Raw genomic sequence first — 15,594 nt, 5'->3', positions numbered from 1 at the left:
GAGAGGATGTTTGAATTGGCTAATTTGAAAAGACACATGATCGAGCTTGTTACCAATGTAACGGAAGAGGGAGAAGTTGAAACGAAGAAATTTTTAACCCCACCATTTATCAAGTCAAGTGTAGTGTATGAGGCAATCGACATCAACGCCAAAATCGAAAGTGATGAAAAGCGGGACGCTAAAGGTGAAAAGGAATTATACGATGAAATCATGGACTTTGTTGCCAACCGTGTGTATGGCGGGCAATTCACAAAAGAAGAATTGTTCAATGGCATTCATGCTCCTGACTTGAACCAGGTATTAATTGATCAGATTATCTTTGTAGCAAGAGGGGTGCAGAATGATGCGACAAAAAAGTACCTGGCGAAGAAACGCTGACGGATGAAGATTTTACCGCTGAAAAGCAAAAAGAATACATGGATCGGCTTTTCAATGAGCTATTGAAGAATGGTAAGGATATCAACGAGATACTGGATATGCCTTACTATTTTGTTATTCAGCTATTAGAAGAAAAGAACAAACCGAAACAAGAGAAATCCCTGATCGCCGCATTTGGTGGTTGAGGGATTTTTAATTTTTTGAAGAAGGGAGGGAGAATACTTGGAAAGAATTGAAGGCATGTCGATAGGGCTCGACCTGGAGACAATGAAAGTGGAGAGCGGCCTAACAGACCTCCGTTCCAAAATGCGACTGGTAAACAGTGAAATGAAAGCCAATTTGTCAGCGTTTGACCGCGGAGACCGTTCGATTCGTAAATACGAAACACGGCTGGAAGGCTTAAATAAAAAATTAGAAGTACAGCGTTCCATCACCGAGAAGGCAAAGCGGAATTACGAAAAGATGGTCAATGAGCATGGGGAAGGTTCAATCGAAGCTGAAAAAGCTGCAAAGGCATATAATAACCAATCTGCCTCTCTTCAAAATTTGGAACGTTATGTTGATCGTACAACGGAAGAACTGAAAGAGCTCAAAAGAGAACAGGAAATCTCTGAATCTCGTTGGGGAAAAATGAGCACTTCCATGCAAAAAGCCGGAGACAAATTTATGTCTGTCGGTAAATCCATGACAGGTATTGGTAAAAATTTAACCATGAGCGTGACTGCTCCTATTGCTGGTCTGGGCGGCCTGATGCTGAAAACCGGTATGGACTTTGAAAAAAGCATGTCTAATGTGCAAGCCATCAGCGGAGCCACAGGGAATGATTTGGAGCAGTTAGAAGGCAAGGCTAGGGAATTAGGTGCATCGACAAGTAAAAGCGCCTCTGAAGCAGCTGACGCCCTGGGCTATATGGCATTAGCAGGCTGGGACACTACACAAATGATGGATGGCCTGGAGCCTGTACTACGGCTTTCTGAAGCAGGAAACATCGACCTGGCTCGCGCTTCCGACTTGGCAACGGATAGTATGTCTGCTCTCGGGGTAGAAGTCGAGGACCTTCCCAAATATCTGGATAACGTTGCACAAGCTGCTAGGAACAGTAATACCGATATTGACGCTCTGATGGAAGCCTATATTACGGCAGGCGGAAACTTTAAAGAATTTAACGTTCCTTTGGAAGAAAGTACGGCTTTGCTAGGAACACTTGCTAACAGAGGTTTTAAAGGTTCTGAAGCCGGCCGGGCAATGAACGCAATCATGGTCAATCTATCTTCAGGAGCTGGACAAGCAGGGAAGGCGATGGAAGACTTAGAAATTAGCGCTTTTGATGCTGATGGTCAGTTTATTGGCTTAGAAGAAACGTTACGACTGGTTAAAGATCGTACCAAGGATATGACCGATGAACAACGCGCTCAATACATTTCGATGATTGCCGGCAAAGAACATTTGAAGACTTTTCAAGGGTTGCTATCTGGTCTTGATGATGAATATGGCGAGCTTAAAGGGGATGTGTCTGACGCAGATGGCGCACTCAATGATATGGCTGAAACCATGCAAGATAATGCCCAAGGGAATATTCAGCGGTTAAAGTCAGCTTTCGAAGAACTGTCCATTCAATTTTCAGATAAAGTGTTGCCGATGTTCACGGATGGAGTAGAGAAGGTTACTGATCTTGTTCAATGGTTTGGCGAGTTGGACGAATCTACCCAAAAACAAATCCTTATAATGGGCGGATTGGCCGCAGCGATGGGTCCTGTTTTAATGGTGGGCGGAAGCCTGGTCTCCACTATAGGTGGCATTGTCACCATTGCAGGAGCTGCATCAGGAGCAATTGCAGGTGCTGGCGGTCTTGGAGCTGCTTTGGCAGGATTTGCAACTGGTCCTGTCGGTATAGCGATCGGTGCATTAGCTGGTTTAACAGCTGGAGGTATTGCCCTTTATAATCATCTAAAACAAGATGCTATACCAGAGGTTGAATTGTTTGGCGACCAGGTGTCAGATTCAACGGAAAAAGCTGTCGGGAGCTTTATGGATTTGAATGAAGAGGCGACCGTCCAACTTGATGAATTGGCCTGGAGCGGTAAAGAAGTAACATCAGACATGAGAGATTCACTTGTATCTAACTTTGATCAAATGGGAAATATGATCATCGATGGATTAGAAGAAGATAAAAACGATACCTTGAGCGTTATGAAAGATTTGTTCTCCGATGCTAAGAACATTTCTGAAGAAGAACAATCGGAGATTATTAAAAATGTTACAGAGGGTTATGAAGAGAGAAAGAACATTACAAAAGAAGGCATGAACCGAATCAATGAGATTTATTCGAATGCCTTAGAAGAAAACAGAACAACCACTGAAAAAGAAAATGCCGAAGTGGCCAGGATTCAACAAGAGTGGTTGGATATGGGTATAGAGGTACTAACAGAAAATCAACAAGAACAAAAAGTTATATTAGAAAACATGCAGCGTCAATCCTCTGAAATATCTGCTCGTCAAGCTGCTGAAGTAGTGAAAAATTCCATTGAGCAAAAAGATAAGGTTATTGCGGAGGCGGAAGAACAATATAACCGAGCAGTTGCAGAATTCACCCGTCAACGGGATGATTCAGGTGAATTAACTAAAGAACAAGCTGATACCCTTATTGCTGAGGCGGAAAGACAAAAAAACGACACTATTTCTCATGCTGAAGAAATGCATTCAAGAGTAGTGGAAGAAGCTCAAGCACAAGCTCAAGAGCATGTTGACAATGTAAGTTGGGAAACAGGCGAGATATATTCTAAATGGGACAAACTTCAAATTGACCTTGGAGCTAAATACCTCACGATGTATGCCGATTTATCCAAATTTACTAAGGATAGTCAGAGTAATATTGGAGATTTTGTAGTAAATAGCACCGGAAAGTTTTTGGATTTCAAGAGCAGTGCTACTGACTCTATTGCTGATCTGGTTTCAAATGGGTTAATAAAATTCGAAGAACTTAAAGTAGGAACCGGCGCAGCTCTAAAAGCAACCAAGGACATCATGAGTGATCGTTTTGAGGATATGGTTGATAAAGCCAAAGGCCTTCCGAAAATGCTAGGTGCAGGTATTGGTTATATGGCAGGCGATGTCAAAGATGGTATTACCGATGTGATCAATGCCATGGCTAGCAAGCTAGGCAAAGGTATCAATGGAACTATTGGTGGTGTGAACTGGGTTCTTGGCAAGATTGGGGTAGACAAATCTATTCCAAAATGGGACGTACCACATTATGCCGAAGGTACAGAAGGACATCCCGGCGGTTTGGCTATTGTGGGGGATGGTAAAGGCATAAATGCTGGTCCAGAACTTATCCAGTCTCCTGACGGCAAATTAGGTTTGAGTCCAGATAAGCCTACGCTGGTAAACATGGAGAAAGGAACTTCGGTTCTATCTGCAAAAGAAACGCGTCCGTTGCTCGATCTAATCCCTAAATATGCTTTTGGTATTGGCTCTCTAAAAGAAGCTGCCGGTAAAGTAAAAGACACTGCGTTAAATGTATGGGACTATATCTCAAATCCTAGCAAACTATTTGATAAGGCCATGGAGAAATTTGGAGTGGTAACTCCTGATCTTCCAGGATTATTTGATGGACTTGGAAAAGGCTTGTTCAACAAAGTTAAGGACGAGCTCCGTGACTATATTAAGAACAAGATTTCTGACTTTGGTTCATTTGATACCAACGCTCCAGGCAATGTTAAGTCGTGGATTGCAGCGGCTATGTCCAGGACCGGTGTTCCATCTTCATGGTTAGGCCCACTGACTACAATCGCTATGAAAGAATCCGGCGGTCGAACAGGCCCATCAACCATAAACCGTTGGGATATTAATGCGAAACGCGGCACACCTTCAATGGGACTTATGCAGACGATAGGTCCCACTTTTAATGCTTTTAAAGCACCCGGGTGGAATGACATCATGAATCCGATCCACAACGCTGCGGCAGCCATTAACTATATCAAGAGCAGATATGGCAGCGCATTTAATGTACCAGGTATTAAAGCGTTGGCAAAAGGATTGCCGTATGTGGGTTATAAAACAGGAGCTCGTATTAGCACGCCTGGTCTATATGGTTTTGCCGAAGACGGTTGGCCAGAATATGCTATCTCTACAAACCCGGCGAGAAGAACCGATTCCATGAAATTGCTGGCTCTGGCAGGGAAAGAAATTGCAGGGAATAAACGTCCAGGACAACTACCTGATTATCAAGAAACGAATTCTCGTGTTGTACAAATACTGGAACAATTATTGGAGGTATTAACAAACGGTGGAGGAAGGAATGAAATTAATCAAACAGTTAACTATTATGATACTGTTCCTAACCCATCAGAAACCGCACGTAAAAATAAACGTGCCCTGCAGCAACTTGGACTAGAATTAAATTAGAGGTGATAGATAGTGCGTAGGATAACTTATGAAAATGCAAGGGGTGAAGAAATCGTATTTTATCTATCACCTCTAGTAATTGAATCTTTAACTGGCATTGGCGAAGTAGATGCTGAAGTGCAAGGACAAAAATCTCCATATCAAGATGGAGATACCTATATTGATTCTTTGTTACAAGCACGATATATCGATTTACATGGAAAAATCACAAAAACAAAACTCTCGGAAATAAAACAACTTCGCAAAGAGATTATACGTGTTTGTAATCCAAAACTTGGTTTGGGCAAAATCGTACTCGAGTTAGACGGAGATGTAAAAGAAATCGAAGGAGTTTTAGAAAGCGTACCTACTTTTCCCGAAAAGAGACAAAACCCTTTTCAAGAATTCCTGGTTAGCTGGAAGTGTCCGGATCCCTACTGGAAAGACCCGCAAGAAGTATCGCGAGCTTTAAAGGCTTATGAAGGGAAGTTCACATTTCCTTTCAATTTTCCAGTAGAGTTCGGGATTGAAGGTGATTCTACAAGTATTTATAACGAGGGAGACGTAGAAACACCTGTTCAAATTAATATCCAGGGACCCGTAAGTAACCCGATGGTAAAAAATCGTACAACTGGAGATTATATAAGGATTTGGAGGACACTTTCTGCTGACGAGGTTTTGCATATAGATACCAATCAACAAAACAAAAGAGTAGAAATCTATCTCAATGGAAGCGTTATTCAAAAGGCGTGGGGTTATTTAGACGATTATTCGGAACTATTTAAGTTGATCCCTGGCCAGAACAAAATAAGTTATGTGGCTGATTCATCAACCGATAACGCAATTGCATCCATCGCTTGGAAGAATAGATATGTAGGAATATAGGAGGGAATAAAGACTAATGGTAGAACGAAGCTACTTTTTTAATACGCCCGAAGGCGGACCTGCTTATGAGTATAAAGCGGGAGATTTCGCTCGATTTCATGCCCAAATCATCGGTAATGGCGTGTCCAATACAAATACGTTAGATGACTTAGCTGTATCATCAAAGCAAAATATGACTGTGTCATTAGCAGCTGGATATGCATTTGCGAATGGTTATATGTACGAAAACACAGCAGCGAAAGACTTAATTCATGATATTGCGGAGCCTGACACCGACCGTATAGATCGCATAGTTATTGCATTCGATAATACTCCCACTCAAAGAAAGACCTATTCATATGTTAAAAAGGGGATTCCGGGTACGAACCCAACTCCACCGTCTCTTACTAGGAGCAGCTATATTTATGAATTGAGTGTAGCCCAAGTGTTAATCGAAGCGGGAAAATCTTATATTGAAAATGATCAGATAACCGATGAACGAACAATCGATGCGGTTTGTGGATATATTCCATTGCATAACATTTATAGGGCGCTTTCCATCGATGAATATGGAACCGCAACGTTTTTGAACCAATCATTCATCAAGACAATAAACGAGGAAGGCGTAACATTTGAACAAAGCCAAGTACGAGAGGTTCCTTTCGGGAGGATAATCGAAGACACACAGGGCGAAATCAATTCTGATTCTACATTCATTGCAAGAGCAAGAGGGGTATATAGCTTCTGGGCTGAAATTGGATGGTGGAAAACATCCTTCCCTGTGGGGATTGATGTACAGATTTACGTTTATGTGAACGGAGAAGAAGCCTTCCCGATGGTTGCAAAAGTGCTTAATTCTTCCAATGATAACTTTGTTATAGCCAGTGGTATAGATCGTTTGCAGGCTGGAGATGAAGTCCAATTCAAAGCGATTGTATTTCATACAGGCGGCGAACCTGTTACACCAAATTTAATTCGTCTTAGGATTGCAAAACTTTCATAAGGAGGGATTTTAATGAAACGACCTATTAGAATATACACTCCCCATCTTGATTTAGAAAAAGAAATTGAGAGGTATGAAAGTTTACAGTTCACCCGAAGTTTTTATGGAAAAGGTGAATTTGAGCTGCATATTAACCGTTATATGGACGGTGCTGAACTTTTGAAAAAAGGCAATATAATAGTTTTGGATAAAAAAGCAAACAAAGCTGGAATCATTCTGACTAGAGAGATTGCGCTAGATGAGAAAGGGAAAGCATCGGAGAATTGGAAAATTACCGGTTATACGTTGGATGGGTTAATTAGTCGAAGGCAAACAGTTCCGAGCAGTGATGATGCCGGAGGTTATGATCGAAAAAGTGGTGACGCAGAAACGGTAATGAAGCACTATGTGCAAAAGCATTTTGTTAATCCAGAAGACCCTAAAAGAAAAATGCCTATGATAGAAGTAGCCCCCAATAAGCACCGTGGTGACCACATTAATTGGGAATCTCGATTTAAAGTAGTGTCTGATGAGTTTGAAACAATTGGTAAGCAATCAGGGCTAGGGTGGACAGTATATGCCGATACTGCTAACAAAAAATTCATTTTTGATGTTATGGAACTGAAAGATTTGACGAAGGGAAACAAGTCAGGGTTTACACCTGTTGTGTTTTCACCGGATTTCGGGACAATTAAAGATCAGTCATTTACCGATAGTGATAAGGATTACAAAAATGTAGGCTATGTAGGCGGTCCGGGAGAAGGGGAAGACAGGGTAATTGTCAAAGTAGGTGAAGAAGCGGAGGGGCTGGAAAGAATTGAAACTTTTATTGATGCTCGCGATGTCGGAAGTGAAGATGAAGAGCTAACCGATCAGGAAGTTGAACAACAACTTAAAGAACGAGGAGAGCAAAAGTTATTAGAAAAAGGAAGACTTCTGTCCTTTGAAGCACAAATTTTCACACCAATAACAGAAGAGGTTAATCGGATCCCTAATGGTAAACCAATCGCTAAAACTCCTTTCGAATATGAAGTTGACTTTGATATTGGTTGTCGGGTAACAATTCTAAATAAAAAATGGGGTATTATGCTTGCTGCACCAATCGTTGAATTAAAGGAAATTCATGAAGTGAATGGTTTTACACTCGAAGGAACATTCGGGGAGGCTAAACCGACTCTCATTACAAAAATTAAAAAGAGGTTCGATGAACTCACAGGTGTAGAACAACAAGAGTTTCCCGTACAGTACTCAAAGGTTCAATTAGAAAAATCTATAAAATATACGAATGAGGGACTGACAAAAGAAGAACAGGAACGTATTAAACAAGCCGAAGAGAATTTAAAAAAGTCCAAAGAGCATACGGAAGAGTATGCAGAGCAGAAGTTTTATCGAGGTCCGACTGAACCTGAGAATAAACAGTTAATATGGATTGATACTTCAAATCCGGACCAGGACTTATGGAAACGTTGGGACGAAGCAACGAATTCATGGCAAATAGGTCCTGGCGGTCCGCAGGGTGTGCAAGGTCCTCCTGGTCAAGATGGACAAACGTACTGGACATGGATAAAGTACGCTGATGACGAGCTAGGAAACGGAATGAGCGATAATCCAACGGGGAAATCCTACATGGGGATTTCTTATAATAATGAAAGTGCCGTTGAGTCCTCAAATCCTGCTGATTACCAATGGGCGAAAGTAGAAGGACCACAAGGACCGGAAGGCCCGCAAGGGGTTGAGGGTCCTCCTGGAGCAGACGGCCAACCTCGTTATACATGGATTCGATATGCTGACGATGAGCAGGGCAATGGAATGTCGAACATTCCAGATGGAAAGGAATACATTGGACTGTCGTACAACAATGTAGAGCAAACGGAGAGCGATGATCCTGCTGACTATTCGTGGTCGAAATATAAAGGTGATAAGGGTGAAAAAGGCGAGACAGGCCCCCAAGGAATACAAGGCCCTCCTGGAGAAGATGGACAGCCACGTTTTACTTGGATACGTTACGCTGATGATGTAAACGGAAATGGGATGTCGAACTATCCAGACGGAAAACGATATATCGGTTTGGCGCATAACAAGACGACAGCAACGGAGTCCACAGACCCTTCCGACTACACTTGGGCGAAAATAGAAGGCGATACAGGACCACAGGGTCCAGAAGGCAATCAAGGTCCGCAGGGTCCACAGGGACCAAACATAGTGGACACCAATACTTCGTTTGGCGTGAATTGGCTGGTAGCCGATTATATCAAGTCCCTAAATGGTTTGAACGTGGGGAATGGTCAATTCGTCGTGGATGACGATGGCAATGTGCGTTTCGGTGGGCAATTACAAGGTCCTAGTGGAACATTTGGAAATGTATCCGTTGTGGATGGTAATTTCGTTCTCAAGGATAGCGCATCGGGTATGGAATATAATATCGCCAGCCTGCAGAATTATATACTGGACCACTCATTCGAGTTAATACGAGGGAATGGCAATGTTGATTACGACTATATGTGGTTGGACTATAACTCCAGTGACGATAACAATGTCAGATCCTCATTGTGGAAGAGTATTGGCAGACCTAGAGTTGGCTTAAGGCTAGATAATAACAGCCATACTGTGGACTTTGGGAAGCAAAGCATTTGTGTAAATAAAAGCAACTATGTCTCCCAGTTTATTCCGGCAGGTAATTTCAAAGTCGATACGACATATTCTGTCAGCGCTTTTTTCAGAAGGCAAAGGAATGTTGGGGCAGGGGCGCAACCACGTATTTCAGTCCAGCTTTATGATCAGATTGATGGTACGATAATCGAGACTCTAAAACAGACTACTTTCCCGAGGGTTCCAGATGATTATAGTTCTGTGCGCAGATCCACCACATTCTCTATACCAGCTTCCAGAAAAGATGATCTGGTAGACTATGTGGCTATCCGTGTTGTGTTCTGGGGAGCAGAAGATCATTGGCATGCCGTTGATGGCGCCCAGTTAGTGATGGGTGCATACCCGTCGGTATATGCACCAGAAGAAGGTCTATATAGCTTTTTGAGTGGTACAGAGGATCTGACTTTGCGTGAGGGTGTACGATTTGGACACTTATCAGGGGCTACATTTGATAAATATGGAAACCTGCATGCGCCGCCATCCGCCTCTGCAGGGGCATACTGGAACATACAGGACTACGAGGACAATGTCATACTCAAGGTGCCGTGGGGGTCTAACGGCGGAGATATACAATGGAAGGGGATAAACCTTACCGTAATGGAGCATTTGTGGTCCGGATCTATCTATCCAAAAGGCGATCAAGAGGCGTATCCATCCAAGAAATTATCGGAATGCAAGACTGGATGGATTCTGGTATGGTCTGATTATGACGTTGGCTCTGGTTCCAACAATTTCAATTGGGTATTTAGTATAGTACCCAAGCGTTTCGGAATGACATCGTTGGAGGGTGGAGGATGCTACTTCGTAACTCCTAACAGTGATAATACAGATCATGGCGCTAAGTATATTTATGTGTACAATGACCATATACGAGGTAATGATAACAATAATGTTTCTCCATTAAACGATGTGGTTCTAAGGTACATTTTCGAATGCTAGGAGGAGACATAAGGTGAAGATATATTTATTCGTCGATGGCGACAGGGTAACGGGGTATGGTGATAGACCATCCTACACCCCTCATGAGATAGAGATTGAAGTAGCGGAAAATCATGAGGTATTGAGGAACTCACGTATATTTAGATACGTGGATGGTGAGTTGATAAGGGATGATGAACACCAACTGCTAGAGGTGAAGAACAGAAAGATACATGAGTTGTCCGCAATGTGCAATAAGGCAATCCTGGGGTACTTCAATGTCGATTTGGATATCGGCACTTATAGCTTCTCCTTCGACAAGGAAGCGCAGGACAATTTCACTAATACCATGGCGCTTATGAACAACGACGTCACAGAGGAAGTGAGATGGACCGCCCACAAAGACGGAGAAGTGCACAGGGTGACACTGGATAAGAATACGTTTATGACAGTGGCCAAGGCTGGATTTAACCACAAATGTCATCAGATATCTAGATTCAGGGATGAATTGCAACCGTTGGTGGAACAGGCCAATACGATCGAGGATATAAAGGCGGTACAATGGTAAGAACATGCTGGGAAAAGTTAAAGATAAAAGTTATTTTGAAAAGATTAATAGATAGGATGAAAACGCCGAATAGGCGTATTTTTTATACTATAAAGGATAGTCATCCCTTTCTGTCGAATTAATGCGGAGGAGGGATAGAGTGTACAAATTCGATATTATCCAAATAAACAACTGCGATCCTTTTACAACATATGGGGGATATGAAGGCAACAGCAAAACCATAGTTATTGCCACTAAAGATACATTGCTAAAAAAGCAATTTAAGATTCTACGGGACGAAAAGAAAAAGATTGAATATATTTCTTTCAACAGCAGTGATGGTAAGACTGATTCTCAATTTAGTGGTAAAAAGAGTGTTCTGGGGATTGATAACAGTTTAAGCGGAATGTGTAAAATATTATTAGGGTAGAAAAATACGCCTTAGAGGGCGTATTTTTTATGCTTGTTTTGTTGTACCCATTGCCAAATAGGGGTGGCTAAAATAATATAGATAATAAAGTTAGGAGGGATAGTGTGTTGAAATGGCTCGTAAAAGCCCGATATTTGCTTATCATCGTAACCATAGCCGCCCTATTTGTAATTGCATTTGAATATTTCACTGTTGATTTAAAGGCTCCTCATCCAGATGGTGGGTATTCAGTAATTGACATGAGTGGTCCTTATGGAAAAATTGGAGAGGTTTTACTTTCAATCCATTCCATTGCAATAAAGACACTTGCAGTATCTTGTATAGGAGTGATATTGCTTACCTATCAAATAAGAAATTCATATTAATTTTAATACGCTGGATAACTCTGGCGTATTTTTTATGTTTTCAAAGAGAGAAAATTATCAGGGGAGGGTCAATAGAAATGGAGGAGATTACCGTGGATACGGTATTACAGTACTTTTTAACACAGGGACCCTTCGCGTTATTATTCGTTTGGCTACTAATACATGTGATGCGGGCGAACCAGGAGCGCGAAATGCAATTACACAGTTTATTGGACAAGTTTAGCGACAAGTACGATGTTGTTATAAAAGAATTAAAGGATATCAAAGACCGATTGCCCCCCAGGTAGTCGGTTTTTTAATTGGCTAATAAGGAGGTGAAAAGCATGGAAGACGTATTGATTTTTGCAACTGTCATTTTACCGATTGTAACCGCACTTGTCGAGCTAGTTAAGCGTACAGTGACTATCCCTAAAAACATTGTACCGTCTGTAAGCTTTTTGGTCGGCATTGCTATTGGTGCAGCTGCTTATCCGTTTACGGACCTAGAGCTTGTACTGCGACTGTGGGCCGGTGGTTTTGCTGGATTGGCTGGTACAGGTTTGTTTGAGCTTGCTGTAAATAAACGAGAGGGAACAACAAAATAAAAGGAGCGTGTTAGCATGGTTACAATCCACAAATCATTCATCCCGGCCAGCAATAAAGAGCTACGTCCGGGATATTCTATGGATCCTGATTTTGTTACAATCCATAATACGGCCAACAGGTCAAAAGGTGCCGATGCGGAAATGCATGCTCGGTACCTTTTGAATGGTGCCGGCGGTCGACAAGTATCCTGGCATTTCACAGTTGATGACAAAGAGATTTATCAGCACTTGCCAACGGATGAAAACGGCTGGCATGCGGGTGATGGTCAAGGTAATGGAAACTGTAAATCTATTGGTGTGGAAATCTGTGAAAATGAAGATGGAGACTTTGAAAAGGCAGTGGCCAATGCCGCATGGCTTGTACGCCAGTTGATGGACGAGCATAATATCTCGATCGATAACGTGGTACCACACAAACATTGGTCAGGGAAAAACTGTCCTCACTTGCTACTAGGTCGTTTCGACGATTTTAAAGCGCAAGTGTCAGGTGTTAAGCATAAGCCTGCCAAACAAAAGAAAACGAAAGCCAAAACTGTCAAAGAGGTGGAAGGCAAACAGTACATCCATTTACCGGAAACTGCAGAAAGCTGGCGTATATATCCTGTTGATGCTCCGCCTACAAAAGGAATCGAAAAAGGTTTTCTAAAGCCTTCTAAATTCGGCGGGCTAACCTATGAAATACTTGGCGAGAAAGAGCCGGACGTCTATGTCATTAAGTCGTCTGATTTCGGAAAAGGGAAAGTTTATGGCGCTGTAAGTACCGGCGCGAAAATAACAGGATCGTCAATTACAAAAGCGAAAGAATCAAATAAGGAAACTCTATATCTTCCGGCGAGCGCTTCGTCCTGGAGAGTCTACCCGACCAACAAAGCACCGGTAAAGGGAAATGAGAAAGGCTTCCTTAATCCTAAAAAATTCGGTGGCCTTCAATACGAAGTGTTGGGTAAACCGCAAGCTAACGTCGTAACTATTAAAACATCAGACTTTGGTAAGGTTAATATTTACGTTGGTCCTGGTACTGGTGCTAAAATAAAATAAAACAAAAAGCCCTCCATAGTGGGGGCTTTATTTCCATTTGTCTTTAACTCTATGACAGTCAAAAATGCATGATATAAGGCCTTCTAACGAGTATGCGACCATATCTTGGTTAAGGTTAGGAAAATTGCTCCCTTTCTTTAGGTAGAAGTCGTTTAATGTATTATCTAGTTTATGTATTAGTTTGAAATCTTCGTATAATATAAGGTTACTATATCTTATTAAGTGATTATTAACTTTTATTCTGCTCTCTGATAATAAAAAAGTTAGAAAATCCCTATTAGTAATTTCGATTTTATAACCTTTACTTTGAAAATGATCAGTTTTTTTATTCCAAAATCCTTCTCTTTTAATTATTTTTGCGATACTCTCACTGTCTAACGTGTGTAAATTCATAGATCTATAATTATAATCCCCGTCAGGATCTAAACCATAATATACATCCTCCTCAGGAATTAAGAGTCTATGTAAGCCAAACTCTAGTTCAGAATAAATGGAATGAAATTCCCAGTCAACTGTATATCTTTTGTTAGCAGTTTCTCTCCGCCCTTGTTCTGAGTACAAGAAATCTAATAAGTAAACAGTAATAATTAAACTGAACAAAGAAGTTAAGTAACTTTCCAACTGGAAATTCTTAATTAGCAAATTCAAAATTACAATAACAGTAAAAATGATAATAAAGAAAAGATTCATAGGCCACAAGCTTTTAATTCGATTGATAAATCGTCTAAAACCATTTTTGGTCCTTTTTAAATTATTAGAGATATATTCATCGTTAAAGAATACCGAAAATAAAACAAAGACTGTGTAAAAAATAACTAATAAAATTAAAGCTAAGTTAAAGTAAAAACGTTCCAACAAAACACATCACTTTCTATCACTTTATATACATACTTCTTTTTAATCATTATATGATTTTAAATTGTAATTACAATAGTTTAATAAACAGTTTTCTTTTTATCTTATCATTCATTAAGATTTCTATTTTAGAAGACATCTTATTGCTTTATTAATACAAGGAAGTTTATACTTTCCCTCTTGGATTACAGTCTGATCATTCAATTCTGCAGTTATAAAATAATCCCCTGGACCCCCGATTATATCTATTCTAATTCTTCCTTCCTGGTAAGGTATCAATATCACGTCACTTTCCAATGTGATTTTCATTGGCTGTCTTCCTCCTCTACTGTATGTAGGGCAATTAATCACTGGTAGATATAGCTGTAAGAATATCGTCAGTAAAATATAGATAATTGCCATTACCGTAAACCCATTGCTCGCTGGTGCCTAAAGTGGATTTAGTTACATTTTTATTGCTTGGTTCGCCCCAATTTGACTTCAATACTTGTTCTTTAGTCATACCAACTATTACCCCTGCATTGCTAGAAGTTATTTTGTTCAATTTATTATTTATGTTGTTTAAAAAGTAGTTAACTGTAGTAATATCATAACTATATTTTATCTTACTTAAGTGACTTTTTATTACCTCAACAACAGGATTCTCACTTTCCACTTCCTGTTTTGATCTAGTTATCAGTTCAATGTCATTAGAAATTTCATCGTCGTGTTTGTTCAACAGTATTAATGCATCTGTGTACTGGTAATCTCTTAATAAGTTTAAAGCTTCTATATGCCATTCTTCTAGCATGTCTTCTGTTAAGACCTTAACATTCTCTTCTTTATATTGACTATCCGCGTCAAACATCGGTGAGTTCTGATCATTTGAAAAAGTGACTTCCTGAGAGTTCTCTTTAGTGTTGCTTTGTGAACAAGCAATAAGTATTAATATAAATAGAACTGATATTGATAATAGTGTAGGTCTCAATGTTTTTCCTCCTTTATAATATAAACGTTTTTGTCAATGTAATAAGCATATCTTAACTTTCCAATTAAAACCATATGAAAATAGTTAAGAAACATAACTTGCCGAAAGATGACTTAAAAACACATATAAAGTAAGTTAATGATATGGTAAAATTTGTAGAAGGAACAATTGAGGAGGATTATATGTATATTCAAATTTTATTACTAGGTTTGGCAGGATTTTTAGTTTCTTTAGCTTTTACCGTTATTTTTTTCATTAATAAAAAGAAGAAAACAATCCCACTAGTTTCTTTAGTAGCTTCAATATTAATATTCATGTTAGGGTACACAATGATACCTACTGGGAGTGAAGCGGGTCAATACACAAAAGATGATTTTACTAAAATAGAAAAGGACGCCAAAGTTTCAGTTAGTGGAGAAGTAACTGAAATTATTGAAGATAAAGATTCTTTTCTCTTCATATTAGAAAATGAAGAAGGGTCATACACAATAATGAATAGCTCAGGAGATAAAGTTGAAAAAGGGAATAAGCTGACGGCATATGGACTATTTGACGGAATACAAGATAACAGTGTATTTATTCAAGCGGTTCAATTGGATAAAGATTGAATAATTGAACTGAAGTTAAAAAT

The 15,594-nt window shown here is 40.2% G+C and carries 15 protein-coding genes; 13 read left to right on the top strand and 2 right to left on the bottom strand.

Going from position 1 to position 15,594, the window contains the following annotated elements:
* Positions 1-15: 15 nt before the first annotated feature.
* The 12 genes from gpG (at position 16) to BLR82_RS21600 (ending at position 13,141) form a co-directional block, all read left to right on the top strand.
* Positions 16-378: a phage tail assembly chaperone G gene (gene gpG, locus BLR82_RS07430; RefSeq protein ID WP_074598401.1), complete on the top strand. Its 363-nt coding sequence runs from the start codon at positions 16-18 to the stop codon at positions 376-378.
* Positions 379-416: 38 nt separating this feature from the next.
* A complete protein-coding gene (gene gpGT / locus BLR82_RS21000) occupies positions 417-563 on the top strand; it encodes a phage tail assembly chaperone GT (protein WP_175486774.1) in 147 nt (48 codons plus the stop codon).
* A gap of 37 nt (positions 564-600) precedes the next feature.
* Positions 601-4,785: a phage tail tape measure protein gene (locus BLR82_RS07425; RefSeq protein WP_074598400.1), complete on the top strand. Its 4,185-nt coding sequence runs from the start codon at positions 601-603 to the stop codon at positions 4,783-4,785.
* A 12-nt stretch (positions 4,786-4,797) separates the two neighbouring features.
* A complete protein-coding gene (locus tag BLR82_RS07420; RefSeq protein ID WP_074598399.1) occupies positions 4,798-5,649 on the top strand; it encodes a phage distal tail protein in 852 nt (283 codons plus the stop codon).
* 16 nt (positions 5,650-5,665) lie between these two features.
* Positions 5,666-6,631, top strand: coding sequence for a complement C1q domain-containing protein (locus tag BLR82_RS07415; protein WP_074598398.1), 966 nt, complete (start codon positions 5,666-5,668; stop codon positions 6,629-6,631).
* A 12-nt stretch (positions 6,632-6,643) separates the two neighbouring features.
* Positions 6,644-10,198 (top strand): Gp37-like protein, encoded by a 3,555-nt coding sequence (locus BLR82_RS07410; RefSeq protein WP_074598397.1) that lies wholly within the window; start codon positions 6,644-6,646, stop codon positions 10,196-10,198.
* Between the two features lie 13 nt (positions 10,199-10,211).
* A complete protein-coding gene (locus BLR82_RS07405) occupies positions 10,212-10,745 on the top strand; it encodes a DUF4376 domain-containing protein (protein ID WP_074598396.1) in 534 nt (177 codons plus the stop codon).
* Between the two features lie 139 nt (positions 10,746-10,884).
* A complete protein-coding gene (locus BLR82_RS07400) occupies positions 10,885-11,154 on the top strand; it encodes a hypothetical protein (RefSeq protein ID WP_074598395.1) in 270 nt (89 codons plus the stop codon).
* Positions 11,155-11,261: 107 nt separating this feature from the next.
* On the top strand, positions 11,262-11,519 hold the full coding sequence (locus BLR82_RS07395; protein WP_139186917.1) for a hypothetical protein: 258 nt from the start codon (positions 11,262-11,264) through the stop codon (positions 11,517-11,519).
* A 77-nt stretch (positions 11,520-11,596) separates the two neighbouring features.
* The gene (locus BLR82_RS07390) at positions 11,597-11,806 is read left to right on the top strand and encodes a BhlA/UviB family holin-like peptide (protein WP_074598393.1); all 210 of its coding nucleotides are present in this window, start codon (positions 11,597-11,599) and stop codon (positions 11,804-11,806) included.
* A gap of 36 nt (positions 11,807-11,842) precedes the next feature.
* Complete coding sequence (locus BLR82_RS07385) at positions 11,843-12,103, top strand: holin (protein WP_074598392.1); 261 nt, start codon at positions 11,843-11,845, stop codon at positions 12,101-12,103.
* 15 nt (positions 12,104-12,118) lie between these two features.
* Positions 12,119-13,141, top strand: a complete 1,023-nt coding sequence (locus BLR82_RS21600; protein WP_083334763.1) for a peptidoglycan recognition protein family protein — start codon at positions 12,119-12,121, stop codon at positions 13,139-13,141.
* A 978-nt stretch (positions 13,142-14,119) separates the two neighbouring features.
* On the opposite strand, the gene BLR82_RS07370 is transcribed toward BLR82_RS21600, so the two are convergent.
* Together BLR82_RS07370 and BLR82_RS07365 are read right to left on the bottom strand one after the other, a co-directional pair.
* Positions 14,120-14,305 carry a hypothetical protein gene (locus BLR82_RS07370; protein ID WP_074598390.1) on the bottom strand — a complete coding sequence of 62 codons (186 nt, stop codon included), beginning with the start codon at positions 14,303-14,305 and terminating at the stop codon, positions 14,120-14,122.
* Positions 14,306-14,339: 34 nt separating this feature from the next.
* Positions 14,340-14,963 carry a hypothetical protein gene (locus BLR82_RS07365; RefSeq protein ID WP_074598389.1) on the bottom strand — a complete coding sequence of 208 codons (624 nt, stop codon included), beginning with the start codon at positions 14,961-14,963 and terminating at the stop codon, positions 14,340-14,342.
* Between the two features lie 182 nt (positions 14,964-15,145).
* Here BLR82_RS07365 and BLR82_RS07360 point away from each other — a divergent pair, with 182 nt between their 5' ends.
* Positions 15,146-15,571, top strand: a complete 426-nt coding sequence (locus BLR82_RS07360; RefSeq protein WP_074598388.1) for a hypothetical protein — start codon at positions 15,146-15,148, stop codon at positions 15,569-15,571.
* Positions 15,572-15,594: the final 23 nt, after the last annotated feature.

The sequence above is a fragment of the Sediminibacillus halophilus genome (assembly GCF_900103695.1).
Taxonomy (GTDB): Bacteria; Bacillota; Bacilli; order Bacillales; family Amphibacillaceae; genus Sediminibacillus; species Sediminibacillus halophilus.
Note: the sequence above shows the minus strand (reverse complement) of the source record. Positions and strands in the feature narration are given on the sequence as shown.

Coding starts and splice junctions, on each gene's coding strand:
- gpGT (WP_175486774.1), top strand. CDS start 417: ATGGATCGGCTTTTCAATGAGCTATTGAAGAATGGTAAGGATATCAAC.
- BLR82_RS07415 (WP_074598398.1), top strand. CDS start 5,666: ATGGTAGAACGAAGCTACTTTTTTAATACGCCCGAAGGCGGACCTGCT.
- BLR82_RS07410 (WP_074598397.1), top strand. CDS start 6,644: ATGAAACGACCTATTAGAATATACACTCCCCATCTTGATTTAGAAAAA.
- BLR82_RS07390 (WP_074598393.1), top strand. CDS start 11,597: ATGGAGGAGATTACCGTGGATACGGTATTACAGTACTTTTTAACACAG.
- BLR82_RS07385 (WP_074598392.1), top strand. CDS start 11,843: ATGGAAGACGTATTGATTTTTGCAACTGTCATTTTACCGATTGTAACC.
- BLR82_RS21600 (WP_083334763.1), top strand. CDS start 12,119: ATGGTTACAATCCACAAATCATTCATCCCGGCCAGCAATAAAGAGCTA.
- BLR82_RS07370 (WP_074598390.1), bottom strand. CDS start 14,305: ATGAAAATCACATTGGAAAGTGACGTGATATTGATACCTTACCAGGAA.
- BLR82_RS07360 (WP_074598388.1), top strand. CDS start 15,146: ATGTATATTCAAATTTTATTACTAGGTTTGGCAGGATTTTTAGTTTCT.